The following is a 22605-nucleotide window of genomic DNA, read 5'->3' as shown; positions in this document are numbered from 1 at the left end:
AGGGCAGGGCGGGCGGGGCGGGCACGGCAGGACCAGGGCACGGCAGGGACGCAGGCGAGGGAGGTAACGCGGGTGATCGGTTTCGTGTTCCCCGGGCAGGGCACCGCCCGGGTCGGCATGGGCGGCTGGCTGCGCCGCGACCCGGTGGCCGCGGCGGTGGTCGCGCGCGCCGACGAGCTGCTGCCCGAGCCGGTGTCCGAGCTGTGCGCCCGCGGACCGCTGGCCAAGCTCGTGGACACCCTGCACGCGCAGCCCGCGGTGACCGCGTGCAACCTGGCCGCGCTGGCCGCGGTGCGGGCCGCGGGCGTCGAACCGGACCTCGTCGCCGGGCACAGCGTGGGTGAGATCAGCGCGCTGTGCGCGGCGGGCGTGCTGGACGTCGACACCGCGTTCCGGCTGGTCGGCGCACGGGCCCGGCTGATGGCCGACCTGCCCGTCACCGGCGGCATGACCGCGGTGCTGGGCCTGACCCCGCAGCGGGTGGAGGAGCTGGCCGCCGAGGCCGCCCGGCCGGGCGAGCCGCTGGTGGTGGGCCTGGAGAACGCGCCGGACCACACCGTGGTCTCCGGCGCGGCCGCCGCGATCGACCGGCTGGTCGCGTCGGCGGAGGCGGCGGGCGCCCGCAAGGTGGTGGCGCTCAAGGTCGGCAACGCGTTCCACTCGCCGCTGATGGCGGGCGCGCTGGACGGGTGGGCCGAGGCCGTGCGCGCCACCCCGATGAGCCCGCCGCGGGTGCCGGTGATCCCCAACGCGACCGCCGAGCCCACCACCGACCTGCCGACCATCGTGGACGCGCTGATCGCGCAGCTGACCGCGCGGGTGCGGTGGACCGAGACGATGCGCGTGCTCGCCGGCGCCGGGACGCTGGTGGAGGTCGGCGACAGCAAGGTGCTCGCCGGGTTGCTGCGCGGCGTGGGCGTGCGGTGCGCGAGCACGTCCGACCCGGCGGTGCTGCGCCGGCTGCGCCGCCCGGAGCCCGCGGCATGAGCGGGTGGGGTGGCGCGTCGGTGGCCTTCGGCGGCCTGACCGCGCCGTGGCAGCTGGTGGACCCGATGCCGCTGGAGGCCGTGTTCACCCGCGCGGAGCGGCTGCGCTCCGGCGCCGGGCGCACCCTCCAGCACTGGGCGGGCCGGCTCGCGGCCAAGCACGCCGTGCTGCGGCTGCTGGGGGAGCCCGCGACGCCCGCGAACCTGGGCGCGGTGGAGGTCCTGCCCCGGCCGACGCCGCTGTGCCACCGCACGGCCGCCTGCCTGCACGGCCACCCGCCGGGCGTGCGCCTGACCGGCGTCCTCGGCGGCCGGGAGGCGGGCGGCGGGGAGGCGGGCGGCGCCCGCATCCGGGTCTCGGTCAGCCACACCGCCGACCTGGCCTTCGCGGTGGCGCTGTCCTCCGCCCGGCTGCCCGAGGACCACGACCTGGAAGCGGTGAGCGCATGGACCTGATCGAGACCGCCCGCCGGTGGACCGCCGCCTGGCGCGCGGGCGACCCGGCCGCCATCGCCGACGCGGTGACGTCGTTCGCCGACCCCGACACCCCGGAGCCGGTCGCCGGCGCGGACCTCGTCGCGCACGTCGAGAGCGTGCTGACCCGGTTCCCGGACCTGGCGCTGGACTTCGCCGAGCCCGCCGGCGCGGGCGGCACGGCCGTGCTCACCTGGACCCTGTCCGCCACGCACCGCGCGCCCTACCTGGGCATACCGGGCACGGGCGGCACGGCCTCGGTCGCCGGAGCGGACGTGCTGACCGTCGTCGACGGCGAGGTGCGGGTGAGCCGGCACTTCGACCGCGTGGCCCTGGCCGCGTCCCTCGGTCAGTCGGCCAAGTTCCTGCCCGCCCGCGACGAGCTGCGCGAGTACGGGGTCAGCGCCCGCACGCCGTCCGGCCGGACCGCCTACCCGGGCGTGCTGGCTTTCACCTACCTGGACTTCCGCGACGACGTGGAGAGCCCGGAGGTGGACCTGCTCAGCACCGAGGTGGTCAAGTCGCTGCGCGCCTCCCAGGGCTTCCTCGGCTTCGGCACGTTCGAGATGGGCAACCGCAAGTACACGCTCACCGCGTTCGACCGGCCCGAGTCGGTGCGCGCCGTGCACGCCCGCCCGCACCAGCGCGCCATGCGCAAGTTCTTCCGCGGCGGCCTGTGCACGGCCGCGTACACCAGCGTGTGGACGCTGGACCGGCAGAGCGTCCACGTGCGCTGCCCCGACTGCCAGGAGGTGGTCGACGCGAGCGCCGGCCGGACCTGCGCGTGCGGCGCCACCCCCACCCCCGGCCCCCTCTTCTGATCACGCCAGGAGCTGCCCGATGACGGTCTTCACCGCCGAACACCGGCCCGCGGCGGGCGGGCGGCCACTGGTGGCCTTCATGTCCGCCCTGTTCGCGGGCGGCTGGATCTGGGACCGCCCGTTCGCCGCGCTCGCCGACGCCGGGTGGCCCGTGCTGCGCACCGTCGAGCCCATCTGCGGCGTCGACGCCAGGGTCGCCGGCTCCATCGAGCGCCTGGGCGACGCCCTGGTGGAGGCCGCGGACGCGGCCGGCGCCGACGAGGTCGTGATCTGCGCGAACTCGCTGGGCGGCCTGGTCGCCCTCGACCTGGCGGGCCGCTTCCCGGACCGGGTCCGGGCCATCGCGGTCAGCGGGGCGCCCGGCCTGAGCGCCGACCCCGACGTGGGCCTGAACATGGACCGGCGCGGCGACGTGCGGTTGCAGGGCGAGCAGTTCCGCGACCGGATGCTGGCCGCTCTGTTCCACGGCGAGCCGCTGTTCACCGAGGAGCAGGTCGAGTCCACCGCGCAGCTCCTGCGGCAGGGGTCGGCCATGGTCGCGATGGCCCGCAGCATCCGCGCCACGCGGACCTACCAGGTCCCCGCCGCCGTGGCCGAGGTCGGCTGCCCGTCGCTCTACATCTGGGGCCGCCACGACCGCATGACGCCCGTCGGGCCGTGGCTGGAGCTGGTGCCGGGGCACGCGAACACCGAGTTCGTGATCGTCGAGGACTGCGGGCACATCCCCATGATCGAGCGCGCCGACACCTACACCGCCGAGCTGTTGCGGTTCCTGGACCGAGCCACCGGATGACCGCGCCGCTCGTGCTGTTCGGGGTGGACGTGGTGGACGTCGCCCGGGTGACGCGCGCCATGTCCTACAGCGGACCCGCCTACACCCGGCACGTCGCCTCGCCCGCCGAGCGCGAGCTGCACGTCGACCCCGGCCTGGCGACCGCGGCCACCGTCGCGGTCAAGGAATGCCTGGTCAAGGCGGTCGGGGGCCGCCCGCCCGGTTTCTCCTGGCACGACTTCGAAGCGAGCGGCGAGGCGCCGCTGCCCGGTGCGGAGTGGGCCGAACCGCTGCTGGCGGCCGCGGTGCCCGAGGTCGAAGCGGCCACCGGGGTCTCGATGACCGAGCGCTGCGCCTACGCCGTGGGCGGGGCCAGCGGGTCCGCCGCGCTGGCCCGCCTCGCCGATCCCCGCGAGGGCGCGGCCGTGGTGGGCCTGGCCCGCTGGGGCTTCCGCGGTGACCTGGTCGTCGCCCTTGCCATACTGACCACGACGTCGAGAGGAGCGCTGCGATGCCCGTGACCGAGGCCGCGGCCGAAGTTCGGATCCAACCGGGACAGTCCATCCAGGATGCGCTGGACGCCTGCGCGCCGGGCGCGGTGCTGCGCCTGGCCGAGGGCGCCTACGAGGGCAGCCTGGTGATCGGCAGGCCGGACGTGGCGCTCGTCGGCGCGGGCGCGGGCCGGACGGTGATCGTCCCCGGTCCCGTCGCGCCCACCGCCGTGCCGCCGCTGCACGACGCGCCCGCCGGCGTGGTCAGCGGCATCACCGCGCACGGGGTGTCCGGCGTGCGGGTCGAGGGCCTGACCGTGCGCGGCTTCTCCGGCGCGGGCGTCTACGCCCACACCGCCACCGACCTGAGGCTGGTCGACGTCGAGTCGGTCGCCAACAAGGTGTGGGGCCTGTACGTGCGGGAGTCCTCGAAGGTCGAGGTGCTGCGCTGCCGCGCGGAGGGCAGCCAGTACGGCGGCATCGCGCTGGCGTTCTGCTCCGCCGCCGACGCGCTGATCGCCGACTGCGAGGCCACCGCCAACGCCTTCGGCGTGTTCGTCGACAACTCCAGCCGCGCACGGGTGGTGCGCAACCGCAGCCACGGCAACGCGGCGGGCGTGCTGCTGCTGCACCAGACCTACGAGGGCGAGCTGCCCGGCGGCGTGGCCGACGTGCTGGTGGCGGACAACGACATCACCGGCAACACCCTGGCCTCCGGCGGCGACGACCCCGACGCGCCGGGCTTCGCCGGCCCGCCGATCTCCGGCGTGGGCATCGGCGCCATCGGCGTCCGGCGGGTCGCCGTCGTCGGCAACCGGCTGCACGGCAACGCGCCCGGCGGCCCGTCGGTGATGGGCGCGGCGCTGGTGCTGGGCTCGTCGGCCGAGTGGGGCGGTTCCGACTCGGTGGACAACTCCTTCGAGTGGAACACCATCACCGGCAACACCCCGTTCGACGTGCAGCTCGGCACCGACCCGGGCAACCAGCGCTTCCGGAACAACGTGGTGGGCTCTTCCCAGCCGGAGGCGATCGACGGGTGCGGACCCTGACCCGGGAGGACGGCATGACGCCTGCGCTGGTGTGCGAGGGCCTGGTCAAGCGCTACGGCGACAAGGCGGTGGTCGACCGGGTCGGTTTCCACATCGACGAGGGGGAGGCCTACGGCCTGCTCGGCCCCAACGGGGCCGGCAAGACCACGACCATCTCCATGCTCGTCGGGCTGCTGCGCCCGGACGCCGGCTCGGTGCGCGTCGGCGGCGTCGACGTCGCCGAGGACCCGGTGGCGGCCAAGCGGCTGGTCGGGTACGTGCCGCAGGAGATCGCGCTGTACCCGGAGCTGACCGCGCGGGAGAACCTGCGCTACTTCGGCCGGCTGTACGGCCTGCCCAGGCGCGAGCTGACCACGCGCATCGGCGAGGTGCTGGAGCTGGTGGGCCTGTCCGACCGCGGCGACGACAAGGTGGACACCTACTCCGGCGGCATGAAGCGGCGCACCAACATCGCCGTCGCCCTGCTGCACCGGCCGAGGCTGCTCATCCTCGACGAGCCCACGGTCGGCGTGGACCCGCAGAGCCGCGTCGCCATCCTCGACCGGGTGGAGGCGCTGGTCGCCGAGGGCATGAGCCTGCTCTACACCTCCCACTACATGGAGGAGGTGGAGCGGGTGTGCACCCGGGTCGGCATCATCGACCGGGGCCGCGTGGTCGCCGACGGCACCAAGCGCGAGCTGGTCGCCGAACTGGGCGGCACGGACCGCGTGGAACTGGTCCTGGACGGCGACGTCGAGGCGGCGGCGGAGCGGCTGCGGGTGGTCGAGGGCGTCTCCGAGGTCGTGGCGACCGGGTCCTCGTCCCTCCGGCTGCTGGTCACCGGCGGGCGGCACGTGCTGCCCGCCCTGCTGGCCGCCGTGGGCGACGCGGGGGCGGTGACCGGCGTCGAGGTCGTGGAACCCGACCTGGAAGCCGCGTTCCTGCACCTGACCGGCAGCACCCTGCGCGACTGACGCGGGCCGAGCGAGGGGTCGATACCTTGGCGAAGAACACCGTGCGGCCCCTGCTGGTCGTCGGCGGCCACGAGCTGCGGTCGCGGCTGCGGGACGGCACCGCGCCGCTCATCGCGCTGCTCGCGCCGATCCTGCTGGCCACCCTGTTCGGGCTGGCGCTGGGCGGCGACGACGACCCGCCGCTCAAGGCGACCATCGGCGTGGTCGACCTCGACGGCGGCGAGTTCCCGGCGAGCGTGCAGCGCGAGGCGCTGGAGACCGACGAGCTGAAGGGCGTGCTGACGTTCCGCCGGTACCCCGACGAGGGCGCGGCGCGCTCCGCCGTGGACGGCGGCGAGGCGGGCGCCGCGCTGGTGTTCCCGGCCGGGTTCAGCGAGGGCGTCGGCGCGGGCCGGGGCGGGCGGGTGTCCGTGCTGGAGTCGCCCGAGTCGCCGCTGGCGGGTGTCGTGGCGCGCGGCATGGTCGACCGGATCTCCTCGCTGGTGCAGGCCCGGACGCTGGCCGTGCGCGCCTCGCTGGACGCGGGCGTGCCGGCCGACCGGGTGCAGCTGTTCGTCGAGGAGAACGGGGCCGCCGGGCCGACGCTGGCGCTGGAGGGCGACCCGGTCGCGGGCGGACCGGTGGACCTGGCCGTGCACTACGGCTCGGGCATGGCGGTGATGTTCGCGTTCTTCGTGGTCGGCACCACGGCCCGCAGCCTGCTCACCGAGCGGCAGAACGGCACCCTGGACCGGATGCGCGCCGCGCCCGTCCCGCTGTGGACGGCGCTGGTCGGCAAGGGCGTCGTCGGGTTCGGGCTGGCGCTGGTCAGCACGTGCGCGACCTGGCTGTCCTCGGTGCTGATCTTCGGCGCGAGCTGGGGCGACCCGCGCGGGGTGTTCCTGTTGCTGCTGGCGCACGTGTTCGCGGTGACCGCGATCGTGATGCTGGTCGCCAGCGGGGCCAGGACCGACGCGCAGGCGGACGGCCTGACGCTCGGCGTGGCGTTCGTGTTCGCGTTCCTGGGCGGCAGCATCGTGCCCGTCCACAACCTGCCCGAGTGGCTCCGGGAGGTCTCGCTGATCACGCCCAACGGGTGGGTGTCGGCGGGGCTGTCGGAGCTGGCGGCCACCGGCGCCGGCCCGTCCGCCGTGCTCCTCCCGGTCGCCGTGGTCACCGGCATCGGCGTCGTCGCGGGCGCGCTCGCGCTCCTGCGCTTCCGCAAGGGGAGGTTCGCGTGAGGCCCCGCCCGGTCACCGCGCTGGTGCTGGCCAACCTGAAGCGCCAGGTGCGCGACAAGGTCGGCATGTTCTTCATCGTCGTCATGCCGTTCATCACGATCGTGTTCGTCGGCATGGCCCTGGGCGGCGACGCGGCGGACGCGGAGCTGCCGGTGGCCGTGGTCGCCGACACCTCCGACCCGGTGTCGGCGGCCGTGCTCGCCGAGCTGGAGGCCGACGAGGCGCTGGAGGTGCGGCGCGCGGGGTCCGCCGAGGACGTCCGCGACGGCGTCCGCCGGGGCGCGCTCGCCGCCGGTCTCGTCATGCGGCCCGGCGACACCGGCTTCGAGCTGGTGGTGAACCAGACCAGCGGCAGCGGCATGGCGGCGCGCGGCGAGATCGACGTGGCGGTCGGCCGGGTGTCGGCGGTGCTGGAGGCGACCCGCGCGGCGCGGGCCGCGGGCGCGTCGCCGGAGCAGGCCGACGCCTACGTGCGGAAGGCGCGGGAGGAGGCGGTGGCGGTCACCGTGTCCTCGTCGGGCGGCGAGGAGCCCGACCGGCCGACCGGCTTCGCCTACACCGCGCCCGCGAACCTGCTGCTGTTCACCTTCGTCAACTCGATGGCCGTGGCCGCCGCCCTGGTGGAGAGCCGCCGCATCGGCATGGTCCGCCGCTCGCTGGCGGCGCCGGTCCGGCAGGGTCAGGTGCTGCTCGGCGAGGCGCTGAGCCGGTTCCTGGTCGCGGTGGCCCAGTCCCTGCTGATCATCGTGGTGAGCCGGTTCCTGTTCGACGTGGGGTGGGGCGACCCGGTGGGCGTGGCGGTGGTCGTGGCGCTGTTCTGCCTGATCGCCACGGGCGCCGCGATGCTGGTCGGCGCGCTGGTGCGGGCGCCCCAGCAGGCGCCCGCCATCGGACCGCCGGTGGGCATCGTGCTGGGCATGCTGGGCGGCTGCCTGTGGCCGCGCGAGGTGGCCGGCGAACCGCTGAACACGATCGGGTACCTGTTCCCGCACTCGTGGGCGATGGACGCGCTGCTGGAGCTCTCCCGACCGTCGGCGGGGCTGGGTTCGGTGCTGGTGGAGGTGGCGGTGCTGGCGGGCATGGCGGTGGTGGCGCTGGGCGTGGCGGTGGCGGTGTTCCGGCGGCGGGCGCTGGAGTCGGTCTGAGGCGTGTTCGGCACGTCGTCGGGCTGCCGGCCGTTCGCCGGTGTGGCGATGGTCGATGGGATCCGGTGGCGGGTTCGTGATCGCGGCGATCGGCGAATGGCTCCGACCCGCTCACCGGACCTGCTTCGGGCGGCCGCTCGCACGGTCCAGCCACGCCAGGATCGCCTGGTTCGTCTCGTCCGGCTTCTCCTGCTGGATCCAGTGACCGCAGTCCAGACCGACCACTTCCACGTCGGGCACGAACTCCGTCAGCCGTTCGGACCTCAGGACCGCGTCACGGTCGCCGTAGATCATGAGCGCGGGCTGCCGGATGACCGGGTCCACGTCGGCCAGCAGACGCCAGTCGCGGTCGAGGTTGCGGTACCAGTTGATGCTGCTCGTGAAGCCCGTCGACGCGAAGGCGGAGACGAAGACGGCCAGTTCGCCCTCGCTCATGACGGGCTCGCCGAGGGGTGTCTCCGCCCTGGCGAGGTCGATCATCGCCATACCCGGCCGAGGCGGTTCCGGGGGCTGGTTCTTCCGGAACAGGTTGCGCAGGAACCGGGCCGCGTGCTCGTCGAGCACGGCGTCCGCGACGCCCGGCTGCCGGTTGAAGTGGACGAAGTAGAAGTCGGGGCCGAGCACGGCCTCCATGGACTCGATCCAGGGCGTCTCTCCGCGCTCCTGGTAGGGCAGGCTCAGCGCCACCACGCCGTTCACCCGGTTCGGGTGCAGCAGGGTCAGGCCCCAGACGACGAACGCGCCCCAGTCGTGGCCGACGAAGGTGGCGTCCTCGTAGCCGTAGTGGTCGAGGAGCGCGACGAGGTCGCCCGACAGGTGCTCGATGTCGTAGGCCGTCACTTCGGCGGGACGGGACGAGTTGCCGTAGCCCCGCTGGTTCGGGACGATGACGTGGTGGCCCGCCGCGGTCAGGGCCGGCACCTGGTGGCGCCAGGAGAAGGCGTGCTCCGGCCAGCCGTGGCAGAGCACGATGGGCTTTCCCGCGTTCTCCCGGCCCGCTTCGAAGACCTCGAGTTCCACACCGTTGACGGGGACGAGGGTGGGTTCGGGGAAGTCGGTCGGATCGAACATCGCGTTTCCTCTCTGTCGTTCGGGGCGTCAGCGTCGGCGCGACTGGCGGCCGATGCGGTCATGTCGCCATCGTGCCGACCGAAACAGGTCACCCCGTGACCGGTTTCCCGTGGGAGTGTTGGCGGTGTGCGAGCCGACCGGCTGATGGCCGTCCTCCTGCTGCTGCAACAGCGCGAGCAGCTGACAGCGGCGGACGTCGCCCGGGAGCTGGAGGTGTCCGAGCGCACCGCCCGCCGCGACTTCGACGCCCTGGCCATGGCCGGCGTGCCCGTCTACTCCATCCAGGGCCGGGGCGGCGGCTGGCGCCTCGTGGGCGGCGCCCGCACCGACCTGTCCGGGCTGACCGCGGGCGAGGCCCGCGCCCTGTTCCTGGTCGCCGGCCCGGCCTCGGCTGCGACGCCGGCCGTGAGAGCAGCGCTGCGCAAGCTCGTCCGCGCCCTGCCGGAGCCTTTCCGGGCGCAGGCCGAGGCGGCGGCGTCGTCGTTGGTCAGGGACCCGCAGCGGTGGGGGTCGGGCCGGGTCGAGCACCGGCCGCCGCCCCGCTTCCTCGACGAGCTCCAGGACGCGGTGATCCGCGGCGTCCAGGTGCGGCTCGGCTACGTCGACGGCAACGGCGTCGGAACCGAGAGGACCACCCACCCGCTGGGCATCGTCGCCAAAGGCCCGTGGTGGTACCTCGTCTGCGACACCGACGCCGGCCGGCGGACCTTCCGGATCGACCGCGTGTCGTCCGCCGACCCGACCGACGACCCCGTGCGCCGACCCGACGACTTCGACCTCGCCGAGAGCTGGCGCGAGATCGCCGACGAGGTCGAACGCAGGCGGACGCCCCTTGAGATCCAGGCGACCTGCGCACCCGACGGGATGGCCCGGCTCCGGATGGTGCTCGGCGACCGGCTCGATGTCGGAGGTTCCACGACCGATGGCCGCATCGAGGTCGTGATCCGCGGCTACAACGAGTACGCGCTCGCCGGAGAGCTCGCCGGGCTGGTCGAATGGCTCGACGTGACCGGCCCCGCGGGTGTGCGGGACCGCTTGGCCTCGATCGGCAACGCGCTCGTCGAGCGGTACGGCTGAGACCTGCCCGCCGCCGACTACCCCGCCAGCAGCACGAACAGCAACGCCACCGCCGCGGGCACGGCCTGCACCACCAGGATCCGGCGGCTCACCGTCACCGCGCCGTAGACGCCCGCCACGACCACGCAACCCAGGAAGAAGGCGGCGAACGCGAACCCGGTCGTGCCCGGCGCGATCAGCGCGAACACCAGGCCCGCGGCGAGGAAGCCGTTGTACAGGCCCTGGTTGGCGGCCAGCACCCGCGACTCGGCCGCGAACTCCTCGGTCGTGCCGAACGCGGCGCGCCCGCGAGGGGTGTTCCAGAGGAACATCTCCAGCACCAGGATGTAGAGGTGGATGACCGCCACGAGGGCGGTGAGGACGTCGGCTGCGATCTTCACGGTCGGAGCGTAGACCCCGGTCCGGACCGGCCGGTGCGGTGGACGCGCCACCGCGCCGGCCGTGTGATCGGGGTCCTGCTTCGTGGCGCACAGGGCCTTGTCGTGAACCGGCCTCGGCCTGCTCCCCGACGCGCCCGCCGACGCCACCTGCGTGACCGCGAGACCGGCCACCGCCACCATCGCCGCGGCGATCGCACCGCGCCGCCGGCGCGCCGGGCTCGGGCGGGTTCCGGTGGACCGACTGGGATCACGTAACGCCGACTGGGATCACGTAACGAGGGACACTCCCCTCTGGACGGTTCGCACTGACCCGCACAGTGTCGCCACCGCCCCGAGCGCTCCACGATCCCCGGTGCTGCACACCGCTGGTGCAGCCGGCACCACCTTCGGGGGCGCGAGCGGCAGGGGCCCGGCGCGGTGCGTCGAACCCCTGCCGTGGTGCGGTTCTCCGACGTCGGTCCGCGCACAGCGCGGCGTCGACGAGCGCGCTCCGGTCCGCAGCGACGGATCCGTCCTCCACCGACCCGGCGCCGGAGCGCCGCCCGGTCGTCAGTAGTGGGCCCGGAGGGTGAAGCTGAGCATCGTCGTGGCACCGGGGCAGTAGGCCATCGCGGAGGTCCCGAACCGGGTCACCTTGCTGCTGTGGACGCTGCCGTCGCTGCACGACACCGAGACCGAGAAGCCGGACGCGCCGCCGCCGATCTGGTGGCAGTCCGCCCAGACGGTGGAGTTGCGGCCGGGGTAGTACCGCCAGACGCAGTGCACCGACGTGGCCTCGACCTTGCCCTCGGCGGGCTTGAGCGGCGGCACCGGCAGGGTCACCAACTCCCGCTCCGCCAACGCCGTCGACGCCTGCGCGCCCGCCACACCGGTCCCGGCCAGAGCCAGGACCGCGAACACCACTGCTGCAACCCGCTGAACGGTTCTCGACACTGAGTCCCATCCTCTCGAAGTCCGTGAATCCCCGGTCGCAGCAAGGATCACCTCCGTCCGGTCCTCGTGGAACAGCAGCCACTCGATCGGCCCAGGGCTCCCGCAGCCCCGACGCCCGCACACCGAACCCCGTGCCGCGGATCGTGTATCAGGCCTGGTGGAAGGACATCCGCCTTCGCCGCTTGCCGGAACCTCGCCCGAGGTTCGGGGAGGACGGGGCGTCGTGGAGCCCTTCGTCCTCGATGCGGCCGCCCGCCGCGGTCCTGTCCTCCCGCGGCCGGCCGACGATCTTCGCCGGTGACGTCAACCGGCGCGCCTCGTGCGCACCGCGGGACCACTGGACGCCGACCGGCGCCGAGGCCACCCAGGCCCCCGGCATCCAGCACGCCTGCGGCACCCTCGCCGCGCCCGCGCCGGAGATCGAGCCGACGGCCCACACCGACCACGACGCGCTCGCGGCGCGCGCCGGCCCGCGCCGCTGACCGAGCCCCGGGACCCGCGTCCGGGTGGCCGGCCCGGGACCCGCGGTCCAGGCGGTCACACCGACGCCGAGCCGGTGTGCACGCGGAGCGCGTGGTGCAGGTCGTACCGGGCCGACGGGCCGGCCGGCAGCGCCCGGCCGAGGAGCTCCTCGACCCGTGCGAGGCGCTTGCGCAGGCCGTGGGCCGAGATCCCCAGCTCGGCGGCGACGGGCGCCGTCCGCAGGTCGTGCCGGAACCAGGTCCGCACGGTGGTCAGCAGCGCCCGCCGGTTGGCCGGCAGCAGCGGGGACAGCCGAGCGCCGGACCTCCGGGCGGTCGAACAGCTCGGTGAACCCGACCACCTCGGCCGGCGCGCCGGCGTGCGGCCGCTGGTCGATCAGCTGGAGCGCCAGGTGGAGCTCGGCCCGGGTCGCGAACCGGGTGAGGTCGCGGTCCAGCTCGTCGCCGATGCGCCGCAGGCGCGCGGACAGCGTGTTGCGGTGGACCTTGAGCTGCGACGCCGCCCGCGCGCCGAAGTCGAGCCGGGACAGCAGCGTCGTCGGCAACTCGAAGGCGTCGGGGTCCTGGGACCGGGAGGGCCGGTACGCCAGCAGCGGCGCGAGCGTCCGCGCGGCCCAGTCCCGCCCGGCGGGGCCCAGCAGCTCGCCCAGCTCGCCGCCGGGCGAGAACCGGGCGTACCGCTCGGGCCGGGAGCGGGCCACCGACAGCGCGTGGAAGGCCTGCTTGTACCCGATCGGGACGTCCCGCAGCGCCACCCGCAGCCCGACGCGCATCAGGGTCTCGGGGGCCGCCTCGGCCAGTTCCCGGATCAGGCTGCCCGGCGGCGGCACCGGGGCGCGGCCCGCTCCGCCCTCGCCGCCGGGGGCGATCACGATGACGTGCCCGCGGTAGACCGGGCACGGCACCACCCAGGCGGCCTCGCCGAACACGTCCCGGCACCGCGAGGAGAGCCTGCCGCGGGAGTCCGGGCCACCTCCCCGGCGAGGTCCTCGTCGACCGCGCGGAGGAGCCGCCCGGCGTCCGGTGGGACCGCGACCGACTGCCCCTCGCGCGGCCCGGCGAGCACGACCTCGCCGGCGAGCCGACGGGCGATCAGCTCCAGCACGCGCCGCACGCCGTCCGGACCGGCCGCCGCCTGGCACAGCAGTCGCAGGTGGTCGTCGGCGGTGCGGCGGTTGGCGCCCGTCCGCGCGGGCCGGCTCGGCACTCCGGGCAGCTCCTCGTCCGTCGCTCTCCCCGCCCGGACCCGCGCGGCGCAGCGCGGGGTGACCGGGGGCCGGGCGCACTGTGCACGTCGACACTGGGGCGGCTCGTCCCGACAGCCTACCGTTCCGGTGACCGTGAGTGACCCGCGAGCGCCGGTTCCAGGGGGCCGGGGCGTCGGGGACGAGGCAGGTCTTCCGGGCATCGGAGGGGTGTGCCAGGAAGACCCCTCACCCTCCGTGAGAGCGCGAGGGGGATCGGCGACGGTGAGGTGCGGAGGGGGTGATGACCAGGCGTGCGATGTCGCGGGCCCGTGCCACGGGGTTCGCGGGGCTTCCTCGCAGGAGGCCGGCCAGCACGCCGTTGTAGAGCAGGAGCAGCATCGACGCCACGGCGTCCGGGTCGGCGCACCGGGCTTCGGAGGCGAGTCGGGTGAGCCGTTCGGTCACCAGCCGCGTGTCCTGCCGGATCAGCTCGAACACGGGGTCGGTCCGGTCGTCCGCCGGGGCGGGTCGTTCGGAGGCGGTGGCCAGGAAGCAGCACCACTGGGTCGGGCCGGTGGCGGCGCGGAAGGTCTCGACGGCGTCGAAGACCGCCAGCAGGCGTTCCTCCGGTGAGCCGGCCCGGTCGACGGCCTCGTCCCAGTGCCGGGTCCACGCCTCCAGGCGGCGGGCCAGCACTTCGCGCAGGAGGTTGTCCTTCGTGCCGAAGTGCTTGTAGAGCGTCACGATCGCCACGCCCGCCGAGGCGGCGACCCGGTCCACGCCGGTGACCGCGATGCCGTCGTGGAAGAAGAGCGCCTCGGCGGCGTCGAGGATGCGCTCCCTGGTGTGCGGTGGACCGGACATGCCCCTAGTGTAACGGTCGTTATACCAAAACGATCGTTATGCCGAATGGGGTGCCGGATGTCGACGACCGCCGCGGACCGCCGTGCCCGGTCCGGCCTGGGTGCGGCGGTGGCGGGCATGGCGCTGGTCGCCGCCACCTACGGGATGGCCAGGTTCGGGATCGGCCTGTACGCCCCGCGGTTGGGCGCGCAGCGCCCGGACCTGGCCGCCGTCCTCGGCTGGGCCGCGGCCGCGCAGTTCACCTCGTACGCCCTGGCCGCCGCGGTGGCCGCCCGACTGGCCGACCGCCGCCCCCGCGCCGGGGTGCTCCTCGCCGGCGTCACCGCGACCGCGGGCTGCCTGGGCGTGGCGGTGGCCTCGGACCCGGCGGTGTTCGTGATCGCGGTGTTCATCGGCGGGATGGGCGGCGGGTTCGCGTCCCCCGCGCTGGTCCCGATCATCGACGCGGCCGTCGCCCGCCGCGCCGCCGCGACGGGGCAGTCGCTGGTGAACTCGGGCACGGCCGTGGGCGTGATCGGCGTCGGCGCGCTGGTCCCGCTCGTCCCCTCGGTCGGCGCGGCGTGGGTGCTCATGGCGCTGGTGTGCGCGGTGGCCGCGGTGGCGGCCTGGTGCTCCGCGCGGGCCGGCGCGGACGCCTCGGGGCGACCCTCGACGGGCGCGCCCCCGGCTCCGGGTCCGTGGCGGCTGCTGGCCGTGCCGGCGGTGGCCGCGGGGATCGCCGGCGCGGGGTCGGCCCTGATCTGGGCGTTCGGGCCGCTGTCGGTCACCGGGGCCGGTGTCGTGGGCGTCGACCGGGTGGGCGGGCTGTGGATCGCCCTGGGGCTGGGAGGCGTGCTCGCGACGCTGACCGGGGTGGTGGTCGAGCGGTGGGGCAGGCGCCGGGGGTGGTGCCTCTGCTCCGGCGCGCTGGCGCTGTCCGGCGCCGGGTTGGCGCTGTCGGTGGGCACGGGCGCGGCCTGGGCGGCGTACGCCTGCATGGCGGTGTTCGGCGTCGGCTACATGGGGCTGTCCGGCGTGCTGGTCCTCTGGAGCAGGCAGGTCTGGCCCGACGCCGCCGGAGCGGGCACCTCGGTGCTGTTCATCGCCCTGGCCGTCGGGCAGGCGGTCGGTTCCGCCGGCTTCGGGGCCGTCAGGGACACCCGGGGCCTGGGCGCCCTGGCCTTGGCGGCCGCGGCGCTCTCGGTCCTGGGCGGGCTCACCGCCCTGGTCCGGTCTCGCCGACCCGGGCGGCGGGACCCCCGCCCGGAGACCCGGCGGGAGTGACCCACGTCATAGTCGAACCCTGTCAGGGATCGGGGCGCCGTCCCGTTCAAGATGCGGTCGAACCAGACAGGAGCAAGGACATGCCGCACCGCATCATCGTCCTCGGGGCCGGGTACGCCGGGGGGTACGCCGCCGGACAGCTCGCCCGCCGCCTGCACCCCGACGACGTCGAGGTCACCGTCGTCAACGCCGAACCCGATTTCGTGGAACGGATGCGCCTGCACCAGCTCGCCGCCGGGCGGGAACTGCGCCGGCACGGGCTGGCGGAGCTGTTCGCGGGCACCGGGATCCGCCTGCGGTTGGCGCGGGTCACCGCGGTCGACGCCGAGCGCCGCGCGGTCACCGTGACCGACGGCGCGGGCGTCGACCGGCTCGACTACGACACCCTGCTCTACGCGCTCGGCAGCACCGTCGCCGACCACGGCGTGCCGGGCGTGGCCGAGCACGCCTTCCACGTCGCGGGCCGCCCGTCGGCGCTGCGCCTGCGCCGGCGGCTGGACGAGCTGGCCGGCGCCGGGTCGGTGCTGGTCGTCGGCGGCAACCTGACCGCGATCGAGGTCGCCACCGAGATCGCCGAGTCCCGGCCGGGGCTCGACGTCACCCTCGCCACCAGCGGCGAGCTGGGCGGCTGGCTCGGCCCGAAGGCCCGCCGCCACCTGCTGCGCGCCTTCGACCGGTTCGGCGTCGCGGTCCACGAGCACACCACCGTCGACCGGGTCGGGGCGACGGGGGCCACCACCGCCGGCGGCGCCGCCCTCGCGTCCGACGCCACCGTCTGGGCGGCGGGTTTCGCCGTCCACCCCATCGCCGCCGCGAGCGGTCTCGCGGTCACCGACGACGGTCGGGTCCGGGTGGACCCCCTGATGCGGTCGGTCTCGCACCCGGACGTCTACGCGGCGGGTGACAGCGTCCTCGCCACCGGGGAGAACGGCCGGCCGCTGCCGATGTCCTGCGCCTCGGCGGGGGCGACCGCGATGCGGGCGGTGGCCGGGATCGTCGGCGACCTGACCGGTCGCGAGGTCTCGAAGAGCAGGCTGTCTCACGTCGGCAACCACATCAGCCTCGGCCGTGAGGACGCGATCTTCCAGCTGGTCGACGGCGAGGCGCGGTCGAGGACCTGGGCCCTGCGCGGCCGGGGGGCCGCGCGCGTCAAGGCGGTCATCCTCCGGGCAGCCGTGTTCGGCATGGGCCACCCGACCTTCGGGATGCCGACCCGCAGGCGCCGCCTGGCCCTCCCACCCGACCGCGCCACCGCGGTGGCCGCGGCCTAGCTCGGCGATCGTGGACACCGCGACCTTGGCGCGTTTCGAGGCCGGCCGGGACCGGCTGGCCTCGCTCGCGTACCGCCTGCTCGGCTCGGCCGCCGACGCCGAGGACGTGGTGCAGGACGCGTTCCTGCGCTGGCAGGCCGCCGACCGGGCGCGCGTCGAGGTGCCCGAGGCGTGGCTGACCAAGGTGGTCACCAACCTGGCCCTGGACCGGCTGCGCTCGGCGAAGGCGCGGCGCGAGCGGGCGGCCGGCGCGTGGCTGCCCGAACCGCTGCTGGACGGCGACCCGATGCTGGGCCCGGCGGACACCGCCGAGCAGCGCGAATCGGTGAGCCTCGCGGTGCTGACCCTCCTGGAACGCCTCACACCGGTCGAGCGGGCCGTCTACGTCCTGCGCGAGGCGTTCTCCCACAGCCACGCCGAGATCGCCGGGATCCTCGACATCAGCGAGTCGGCGAGCCAGCAGCACGCGCACCGGGCCCGGCGCCACGTCGCCGCCCGGCGCACCGTCAACGAGGTCGACCGCGCCGCCGCGCGCCGCATCGCCGAGGCGTTCCTCGACGCCGCCGCCTCGGGCCGCACCGAACGGCTGGTCGCGCTGCTGACCGACGACGCGACCGCGATCTCCGACGGCGCCGGGTCGGGCGGCAGGCTGACGCTGCTCTCGGGACCCGAGCGGATCGCCGCCACCCTCCGCGCCGGGTACCGGCCGACGCCGGGGAAGCGGAGGCGGGTCGGCGGCTCCCCGGCCATCCACGCCGGCGTGGTCAACGGCTGCCCCGCCGTGATCGCCGTGCTGGACGACCGGGTGGTGGGCGTGGTGGTCCTGGAGGTGCGCGGCGACAAGGTCGCGACCGTGCGCGGCATGGCCGCACCGGCCCGGCTCGGCCGGCTCACCGAGGGGTGGAGGCGGGGCGGGCACGGCGACCCCCTGGTCGGGTCGTGGTGAGCCGGGCCGGTGTCCAGGAGATCGGGGGTCGAACTCCAGGGCCTGTTCACCCGGGGCTCGCCTGCCGGCCATCGGCACGGGTTAGACAGTGCGCCGTGACGACCTCCATGGGTAGGCGGCGGTTCCTCGCCGCGCTCTCGACCGCGGCAGGTGCGGCCGCGTTGTCCCAGGTGCCCGCCGACCTCGCGGCGGCATCACCGCGGCCCGGCAGCGGGAACCACCCGTTCCGGCTCGGCGTGGCCAGCGGCGACCCGACGGCGACGGGCGCGGTGCTGTGGACGAGGCTCGTCCCGGAGCCGTTCGAGCCCGGCGGCGGGATGCCGCGCGTCAAGGTCCCGGTCCAGTGGCAGGTCGCCCGGGACGAGGGGTTCCGCCGGGTCGTCGCCGGCGGGACCACGTGGGCGCTCCCGGAGCTGGCGCACTCGGTCCACGTCGAGGTCGACGGCCTGGCGCCGGACCGGGAGTGGTTCTACCGCTTCCGCTACCGCGGCGAGACCTCGCCGGTCGGCCGCACGCGCACCGCGCCGCCCGTCGGCGCGCCGGGGGGTTCGCTGGCCTTCGCGTTCGCGTCGTGCCAGGACTGGGCGAGCGGCTACTACCCGTCGTACCGGCACATGGCGGACGACGACCTCGACCTGGTGGTGCACCTGGGCGACTACGTGTACGAGGGCGGCATCCCCGCGGACGGCGGCCTCCGGCGGACCGCCACGCCGGACGTGCTGAGGTCGGCGCCGCAGGACCTGGAGCGCTGGCGGATGCAGTACGCCCTCTACAAGGCCGACCCGGACCTCCAGGCGGCCCACGCCAGGTTCCCGTGGGCCGTCACGTGGGACGACCACGAGGTGAAGAACGACTACGCGGGCACCCGCCAGGAGCACGCCGGCGACATCACCGCGCTGCGGGCCGCGGCGTACCAGGCGTGGTACGAGCACCAGCCCGTTCGCCGGGCGGCGCTCGACCGCGCCCGGATCTACCGACGCCTGCGCTGGGGCGGGCTCGCCCAGCTCGACATCGTCGACGGCAGGCAGTACCGGAGCGTCCCGCCCTGCGGTTGGGGCGAGGCCGACGCGTGCACGGGCGGCTACGACCCGGGCGTGACGATGCTGGGCTTCCCGCAGGAGAAGTGGCTCTTCGACGGGCTGGCCGCCTCCCGCGCCCGGTGGAACATCCTGGGCAGCAACGTGATGGTGGGCCGGCTGGACCACGACGGCGCGGCCGGCGACCGGTTGTGGCACGACGCCTGGGACGGCTACCCGGCCGCGCGCAAGCGGCTGACCGACACGTGGGTCCGGCACCGGGTCGCCAACCCGGTCGTGATCACCGGGGACTGGCACTCGACGTTCGTCAACGACGTCCACCAGGACTTCGACCGGCCCTCCTCGCCGGTCGTCGGCACGGAGTTCGTCGGGACGTCGATCTCGTCCAACGGCGACGGCCAGGTGTACGGGCCGTACTACGGGCCGATGATCAGGCACAACCCCCACATCAAGTTCTTCGACGGCGACCGCCGGGGGTACGTCCGCTGCCACGTGAGCGGTTCGCGGATGAGCGCGGACCTCAGGACCGTGCCGACCGTCAGCCGCCGCGACGCGCCCGAGTCCGTCTTCGCGTCGTTCGTCGTCGAATCCGGCCGGCCGGGCGCGCACCAGGTGTGACCGCGGCGGTCGGGCGGCGGCGCGTTCCGCAACGATCGTTGCGGAAATCGGCGCAGGACGACCTGGGCCGCTCACCGCGAGGAGCACCCTGACCGTCGCATTGATCACCGGCGCCGACAAGGGCATCGGTTTCGAGACTGCCCTGGTAGGAGCTCGGTGGCCGCTCCGGGACCGGACGGCGGCGGGCGGGCCCGCCCACACCTCCCGGACCACCCCACCGGGTGAAAGCGGAGGGCCGCACGCCTGGCCGGCACGCGACCGCCGTGCGCGGGCCGGCGTGCCGACACAGGATTTCCCCATGGGTGAGAAGAAGTTCGACAAGGGCGACGAGGTCACCTGGTCCAGCCACGGGAAGACCGTGCGCGGCGAGGTGGTCGAGGAGATCACGGAGGACACCGAGGCGGCGGGCCGGACGGTCCGGGCGTCGGAGGACGAGCCGCAGTACCGGGTGCGCAGCGACAACAGCGGCAAGGACGCGGTGCACAAGCCGTCCGCCCTGGGGGAGGACTCGTGAGCGGCGAGTTCGACGAGGCCGTGAACATGACGGCGTCCGAGCTGGAGGAGTGGCTGGGGAGCGACGAGTCGAAGTCGGTCGGCCAGTCCGACGGCGGCGAATCGGTCGGGCACGAGTCCGGCAGGCGGATCGTGGAGCTGCTCCGGAAGAAGAAGGGCGAGCTGACCGAGGACGACCAGGCGCACATGCGCAAGGTCGTCGGGTACGTCCACCGGCACCTGGCGCAGCGGCCGGACGGGGACGTGGAGCACACGAGGTGGCGCTACTCGCTGATGAACTGGGGGCACGACCCGGTCAAGGACTGACACCGGGGGACCGGTCCCGGCCGGCTCGACACCGCCACCCCGTCGGCGCCGAGCCGGGGCAGCCGGCGGTTCCGGGCCGGCGCGAGGCGGCGGCCGGCGGGCTGGGGGACAATGCACGGCACGCCGGTCTCCCCGACCGCAACACGAAGGACTGACACTGTGGCATTGCCCTACGGGCCAGACGACGACCACGACGCCGACCGGTTCGTGAACGACGCGCTGCGCAACCGCGACCCCGAGGTGTGGCGGCACCTGGCCTCCGACACCCACGTCGAGCAGACCGGCCGGGTGTTGCTGGCGATGCTGGACCGGATCGCGGCGGACCGCGTGCACCGGAAGGCGGAGCGCGACACCTCGCGCGCGCGGCTGGCGGAGGGTGAGATCACCCGGGCCGAGTACGACCGCGAGCTGGCCGAGAGCGGTGAGCTGGCCAAGCGGACCGCGCACTTCGAGACCCTGGTGCGGGAGCAGCACCGGCTGATCGCCGCCCGGGTGCGCCGGCTGCGCGGCGACGACGTCCGCGACGAGCTGATGAGCCTGGTGATCACCCTGGGCGCCGCGATCGACTCCCACCGGACCGCCGTGCTCGGCGGTGGCGGCGAGCCGACCCGGGCCGACCGGGCGCTGTGGGAGCGGTTGGCGGCGCTCGACGTGCCGGGCACGACCGGCGCGGCGGACCGCACCTCGCTGGAGGCGCTGGTCGCGCAGCAGGCGGAGCGGCAGGACAACCACGCGCGCGTGCTGGCCGGGATCATCCTGGACCTGACCGGTGACGCGACGTCGGTCGCGCGCGCGGACCTGCTGGAGGTCTGGAAGAAGAAGGTCGCGCCGACCCTGACGTCCGAGGAGAGGGCCGAGTTCGCGGCCAGGGGCAAGGGCTCGCTGGTGACCGAGAAGCTCAGGAAGGCGATGGGCCTGCTGGAGCGGCAGGGCCTGGTCGCGCGCTCCGGGCAGCAGGGCGACCAGCGGCTCGACGTGCTCGACCGCGACGGCCTGGCGGACCTGGCGGCCACGCGCACGCCGTGACCACCGCCGTGGTCACCGGGCACGCGCCCACCGGGTCGCGGCGCCCGGGTCGCGGCGGGTGATCCGCGCGCACGGTGGGTGAACCCCCAGGTGTCCCGTGCCGGTCCTGGCGCCCGACCCCCCCTCAGGGCGGCCGACCGGTGGACCCGCACCGCGGGAATGGCCGGGCACGCCGCCATGCCCGACCGGGCCCGGACCCCACCGGCCGTCACGGGGCGTCGCACGGGTGCCGGCCGTCGCCCGGCCACGGGTCGCCGCACGGGAAGTAGCCCTCCTCGCGCAGGATCGCCTTGGCGTCGTCGGAGGCCAGGTACCGCGTGAACCTGCTCAGCAGGCCGTCGTCCCGGCCCCGGCCGTAGGTGTAGAGGTACTCGACGATCCAGAAGCGGTACCGGCCGTCGGCCATCGCCTCCCGGGTGGCGGTGACGCCGTCGATCGCGAGCACCTCGACCCCGGCCGCGCGGTCGGCCGCGGACAGGTCGGCGTAGCCGATGGCGTTGTCGTGCTCGGCGACCTTCTCCAGCACGCCGCCGGTGGAGTTCATCTCGCACCGCGTCAGCCCGGCCCCGTTGGAGGCGGTGGCGCAGTCCGGCGAGTTCTCGGCCGGCTCGTCGGCCCCGCCGAGGACCGCGGCCCGGAACGCGTCCCGCGTGCCCGACTTGGCGTCGCGGCTGACCACGAGCACCTTGCGGTCCGGTCCGCCGACCTGGTCCCAGTTGGTGATCTCGCCGAGGAAGACGGCGCGCAGCTGGGCCGTGGTGAGGTCGCGGACGGGGACGTCGTCGCTCACCACCACCGCGAACGGGACCACCGCGACGGTGTGGGGCGTGAACCGGGCGTCGCCGAAGGGCGCGGGGCCGTCGGACAGGGCCGCCCGCTCCTCGCGCCGCGACGGGCTGAGCTGTTGCAGGCCCGCGATCGTGCCGCCGCCGTCGACCTCCACCACCGCGTCGCCGCAGTCCTCCCGGTAGCGCGCGGCGACCTCCTCGGTCACGGCCTCGAACGCGCTGGACCCGGAGATCCGGAGGGTCCCGGCGGCGCAGTGGGACTCCGACGGGCCCGGCCCGAGACCGGTCAGCAGCACCAGCGACGCGCCGACCAGGAGCAGGGCGAGGCCGCCCAGGACCATGCTGCGCCGGCCCGGCCCGTTCCCCCTGGCCGTGTCGCGGACGACCCGGCCGCCGCGCAGGAAGGTGTGGCAGTCCACCGCGGGCTCGCGCGTCACCGGCCCGGACAGCAGGACCAGCACCTTGATCCGGTCCCTGCGGTTGAGCGGCACCCTCGGCAGGACCAGGGTGTCGCCCGGCGGCGGCCAGTCGGCGTCCTTGGCGACCTCCTCGCGCAGGTCCTTGCGGGCCTCGACGATCTGCGCGTCCACCACCCGGCGACCGCCGAACTCCAGGGTGAGCGGTCGGGTGAGGTCGTTCTCGTGGATCTCCCGGCTGCCGGTGTTCATGATCCGCACCAGCGCGAAGCTCGGCTCGGGCACGGTCTTCTGCTTGTTGCGCAGCTCCACCTCGATCATGTCCGGCACCCCCCGCGGCGTCACGCCGACCGGTGAGTCGAGGTGGACGCGGTAGGTGATCCGCTTGCGGGTGAGCCACAGCTTCGCCAGGTAGGCCGCGACGGTCACCGCGAGCGTGACCGCGCCGACCGAGGCGTCGGGGTTCTCGGAGATCCACGTGCCGAGCGTCGAGCCGTCCTGTGCCACGTCGTTCCC

24 protein-coding genes are annotated in these 22605 nt (G+C 74.9%); 17 read left to right on the top strand and 7 right to left on the bottom strand.

The genetic code is table 11. From position 1 onward, the window contains the following. Positions 1-72: 72 nt before the first annotated feature. Genes ABD223_RS35405 through ABD223_RS35365 form a run of 9 tightly spaced genes read left to right on the top strand, consistent with a single transcriptional unit; the run spans position 73 to position 7911 of the window. Positions 73-987, top strand: a complete 915-nt coding sequence (locus tag ABD223_RS35405; RefSeq protein WP_344041116.1) for an ACP S-malonyltransferase — start codon at positions 73-75, stop codon at positions 985-987. After that, the gene (locus tag ABD223_RS35400; RefSeq protein ID WP_344041114.1) at positions 984-1442 is read left to right on the top strand and encodes a holo-ACP synthase; all 459 of its coding nucleotides are present in this window, start codon (positions 984-986) and stop codon (positions 1440-1442) included. The genes ABD223_RS35405 and ABD223_RS35400 overlap by 4 nt, the downstream gene beginning before the upstream one ends. Beyond that, a complete protein-coding gene (locus tag ABD223_RS35395; protein ID WP_344041112.1) occupies positions 1433-2281 on the top strand; it encodes an ester cyclase in 849 nt (282 codons plus the stop codon). The genes ABD223_RS35400 and ABD223_RS35395 overlap by 10 nt, the downstream gene beginning before the upstream one ends. A gap of 19 nt (positions 2282-2300) precedes the next feature. Beyond that, complete coding sequence (locus ABD223_RS35390) at positions 2301-3074, top strand: alpha/beta fold hydrolase (RefSeq protein WP_344041110.1); 774 nt, start codon at positions 2301-2303, stop codon at positions 3072-3074. Beyond that, positions 3071-3574 carry a holo-ACP synthase gene (locus ABD223_RS35385; protein ID WP_344041108.1) on the top strand — a complete coding sequence of 168 codons (504 nt, stop codon included), beginning with the start codon at positions 3071-3073 and terminating at the stop codon, positions 3572-3574. Before ABD223_RS35390 ends, ABD223_RS35385 begins: the two co-directional genes overlap by 4 nt. Beyond that, positions 3565-4593 carry a right-handed parallel beta-helix repeat-containing protein gene (locus ABD223_RS35380; RefSeq protein WP_344041106.1) on the top strand — a complete coding sequence of 343 codons (1029 nt, stop codon included), beginning with the start codon at positions 3565-3567 and terminating at the stop codon, positions 4591-4593. Before ABD223_RS35385 ends, ABD223_RS35380 begins: the two co-directional genes overlap by 10 nt. A 14-nt stretch (positions 4594-4607) precedes the next feature. After that, positions 4608-5546, top strand: a complete 939-nt coding sequence (locus ABD223_RS35375) for an ABC transporter ATP-binding protein (RefSeq protein ID WP_344041104.1) — start codon at positions 4608-4610, stop codon at positions 5544-5546. Between the two features lie 26 nt (positions 5547-5572). After that, positions 5573-6766, top strand: a complete 1194-nt coding sequence (locus tag ABD223_RS35370; protein ID WP_344041102.1) for an ABC transporter permease — start codon at positions 5573-5575, stop codon at positions 6764-6766. Continuing rightward, on the top strand, positions 6763-7911 hold the full coding sequence (locus tag ABD223_RS35365) for an ABC transporter permease (RefSeq protein WP_344041100.1): 1149 nt from the start codon (positions 6763-6765) through the stop codon (positions 7909-7911). The genes ABD223_RS35370 and ABD223_RS35365 overlap by 4 nt, the downstream gene beginning before the upstream one ends. Before the next feature lie 111 nt (positions 7912-8022). Here the strand turns inward: ABD223_RS35365 and ABD223_RS35360 are convergent, their stop codons facing one another. Then, the gene (locus tag ABD223_RS35360; RefSeq protein WP_344041098.1) at positions 8023-8982 is read right to left on the bottom strand and encodes an alpha/beta fold hydrolase; all 960 of its coding nucleotides are present in this window, start codon (positions 8980-8982) and stop codon (positions 8023-8025) included. 126 nt (positions 8983-9108) lie between these two features. On the opposite strand from ABD223_RS35360, the gene ABD223_RS35355 reads away from it, so the two are divergent. After that, the gene (locus ABD223_RS35355) at positions 9109-10059 is read left to right on the top strand and encodes a helix-turn-helix transcriptional regulator (protein ID WP_344041096.1); all 951 of its coding nucleotides are present in this window, start codon (positions 9109-9111) and stop codon (positions 10057-10059) included. Positions 10060-10076: 17 nt separating this feature from the next. On the opposite strand, the gene ABD223_RS35350 is transcribed toward ABD223_RS35355, so the two are convergent. From ABD223_RS35350 to ABD223_RS35330, 5 genes are all read right to left on the bottom strand, one after another. Continuing rightward, entirely contained in the window at positions 10077-10439 is a 363-nt protein-coding gene (locus ABD223_RS35350; RefSeq protein ID WP_344041095.1) for a DUF1304 domain-containing protein, read from the bottom strand. Between the two features lie 549 nt (positions 10440-10988). After that, complete coding sequence (locus tag ABD223_RS35345) at positions 10989-11372, bottom strand: hypothetical protein (protein ID WP_344041094.1); 384 nt, start codon at positions 11370-11372, stop codon at positions 10989-10991. A gap of 148 nt (positions 11373-11520) precedes the next feature. Next, a complete protein-coding gene (locus tag ABD223_RS35340) occupies positions 11521-12783 on the bottom strand; it encodes a helix-turn-helix domain-containing protein (protein WP_344041093.1) in 1263 nt (420 codons plus the stop codon). Then, on the bottom strand, positions 12723-13061 hold the full coding sequence (locus tag ABD223_RS35335; RefSeq protein WP_344041092.1) for a hypothetical protein: 339 nt from the start codon (positions 13059-13061) through the stop codon (positions 12723-12725). The genes ABD223_RS35340 and ABD223_RS35335 overlap by 61 nt, the downstream gene beginning before the upstream one ends. 226 nt (positions 13062-13287) lie before the next feature. Beyond that, positions 13288-13905, bottom strand: a complete 618-nt coding sequence (locus ABD223_RS35330) for a TetR/AcrR family transcriptional regulator (RefSeq protein WP_344041091.1) — start codon at positions 13903-13905, stop codon at positions 13288-13290. A 57-nt stretch (positions 13906-13962) separates the two neighbouring features. Between ABD223_RS35330 and ABD223_RS35325 the strand changes: the two genes are divergently transcribed. The 7 genes from ABD223_RS35325 to ABD223_RS35295 all read left to right on the top strand — a co-directional run bounded on the left by ABD223_RS35325 (position 13963) and on the right by ABD223_RS35295 (position 20885). Beyond that, on the top strand, positions 13963-15168 hold the full coding sequence (locus tag ABD223_RS35325) for an MFS transporter (RefSeq protein ID WP_344041090.1): 1206 nt from the start codon (positions 13963-13965) through the stop codon (positions 15166-15168). An 80-nt stretch (positions 15169-15248) separates the two neighbouring features. Continuing rightward, the gene (locus ABD223_RS35320; protein WP_344041089.1) at positions 15249-16439 is read left to right on the top strand and encodes an NAD(P)/FAD-dependent oxidoreductase; all 1191 of its coding nucleotides are present in this window, start codon (positions 15249-15251) and stop codon (positions 16437-16439) included. A 10-nt stretch (positions 16440-16449) separates the two neighbouring features. Further along, positions 16450-17385 (top strand): sigma-70 family RNA polymerase sigma factor, encoded by a 936-nt coding sequence (locus ABD223_RS35315; RefSeq protein ID WP_344041088.1) that lies wholly within the window; start codon positions 16450-16452, stop codon positions 17383-17385. A 95-nt stretch (positions 17386-17480) separates the two neighbouring features. Continuing rightward, positions 17481-19040 carry an alkaline phosphatase D family protein gene (locus ABD223_RS35310; protein ID WP_344041087.1) on the top strand — a complete coding sequence of 520 codons (1560 nt, stop codon included), beginning with the start codon at positions 17481-17483 and terminating at the stop codon, positions 19038-19040. A 298-nt stretch (positions 19041-19338) separates the two neighbouring features. Next, positions 19339-19554 (top strand): hypervirulence associated TUDOR domain-containing protein, encoded by a 216-nt coding sequence (locus ABD223_RS35305; RefSeq protein WP_344041086.1) that lies wholly within the window; start codon positions 19339-19341, stop codon positions 19552-19554. Further along, entirely contained in the window at positions 19551-19859 is a 309-nt protein-coding gene (locus ABD223_RS35300; RefSeq protein WP_344041085.1) for a DUF3140 domain-containing protein, read from the top strand. Before ABD223_RS35305 ends, ABD223_RS35300 begins: the two co-directional genes overlap by 4 nt. Positions 19860-20018: 159 nt before the next feature. Then, complete coding sequence (locus ABD223_RS35295; RefSeq protein ID WP_344041083.1) at positions 20019-20885, top strand: hypothetical protein; 867 nt, start codon at positions 20019-20021, stop codon at positions 20883-20885. 208 nt (positions 20886-21093) lie between these two features. Here ABD223_RS35295 and ABD223_RS35290 read toward each other — a convergent pair whose 3' ends face one another. Continuing rightward, the gene (locus ABD223_RS35290; protein WP_344041082.1) at positions 21094-22596 is read right to left on the bottom strand and encodes a substrate-binding domain-containing protein; all 1503 of its coding nucleotides are present in this window, start codon (positions 22594-22596) and stop codon (positions 21094-21096) included. Between the last annotated feature and the right edge of the window lie 9 nt (positions 22597-22605).

Source organism: Saccharothrix xinjiangensis, assembly GCF_039527585.1.
Lineage (GTDB): Bacteria > Actinomycetota > Actinomycetes > Mycobacteriales > Pseudonocardiaceae > Actinosynnema > Actinosynnema xinjiangensis.
This window is presented reverse-complemented; position numbering and strand designations above follow the sequence as displayed.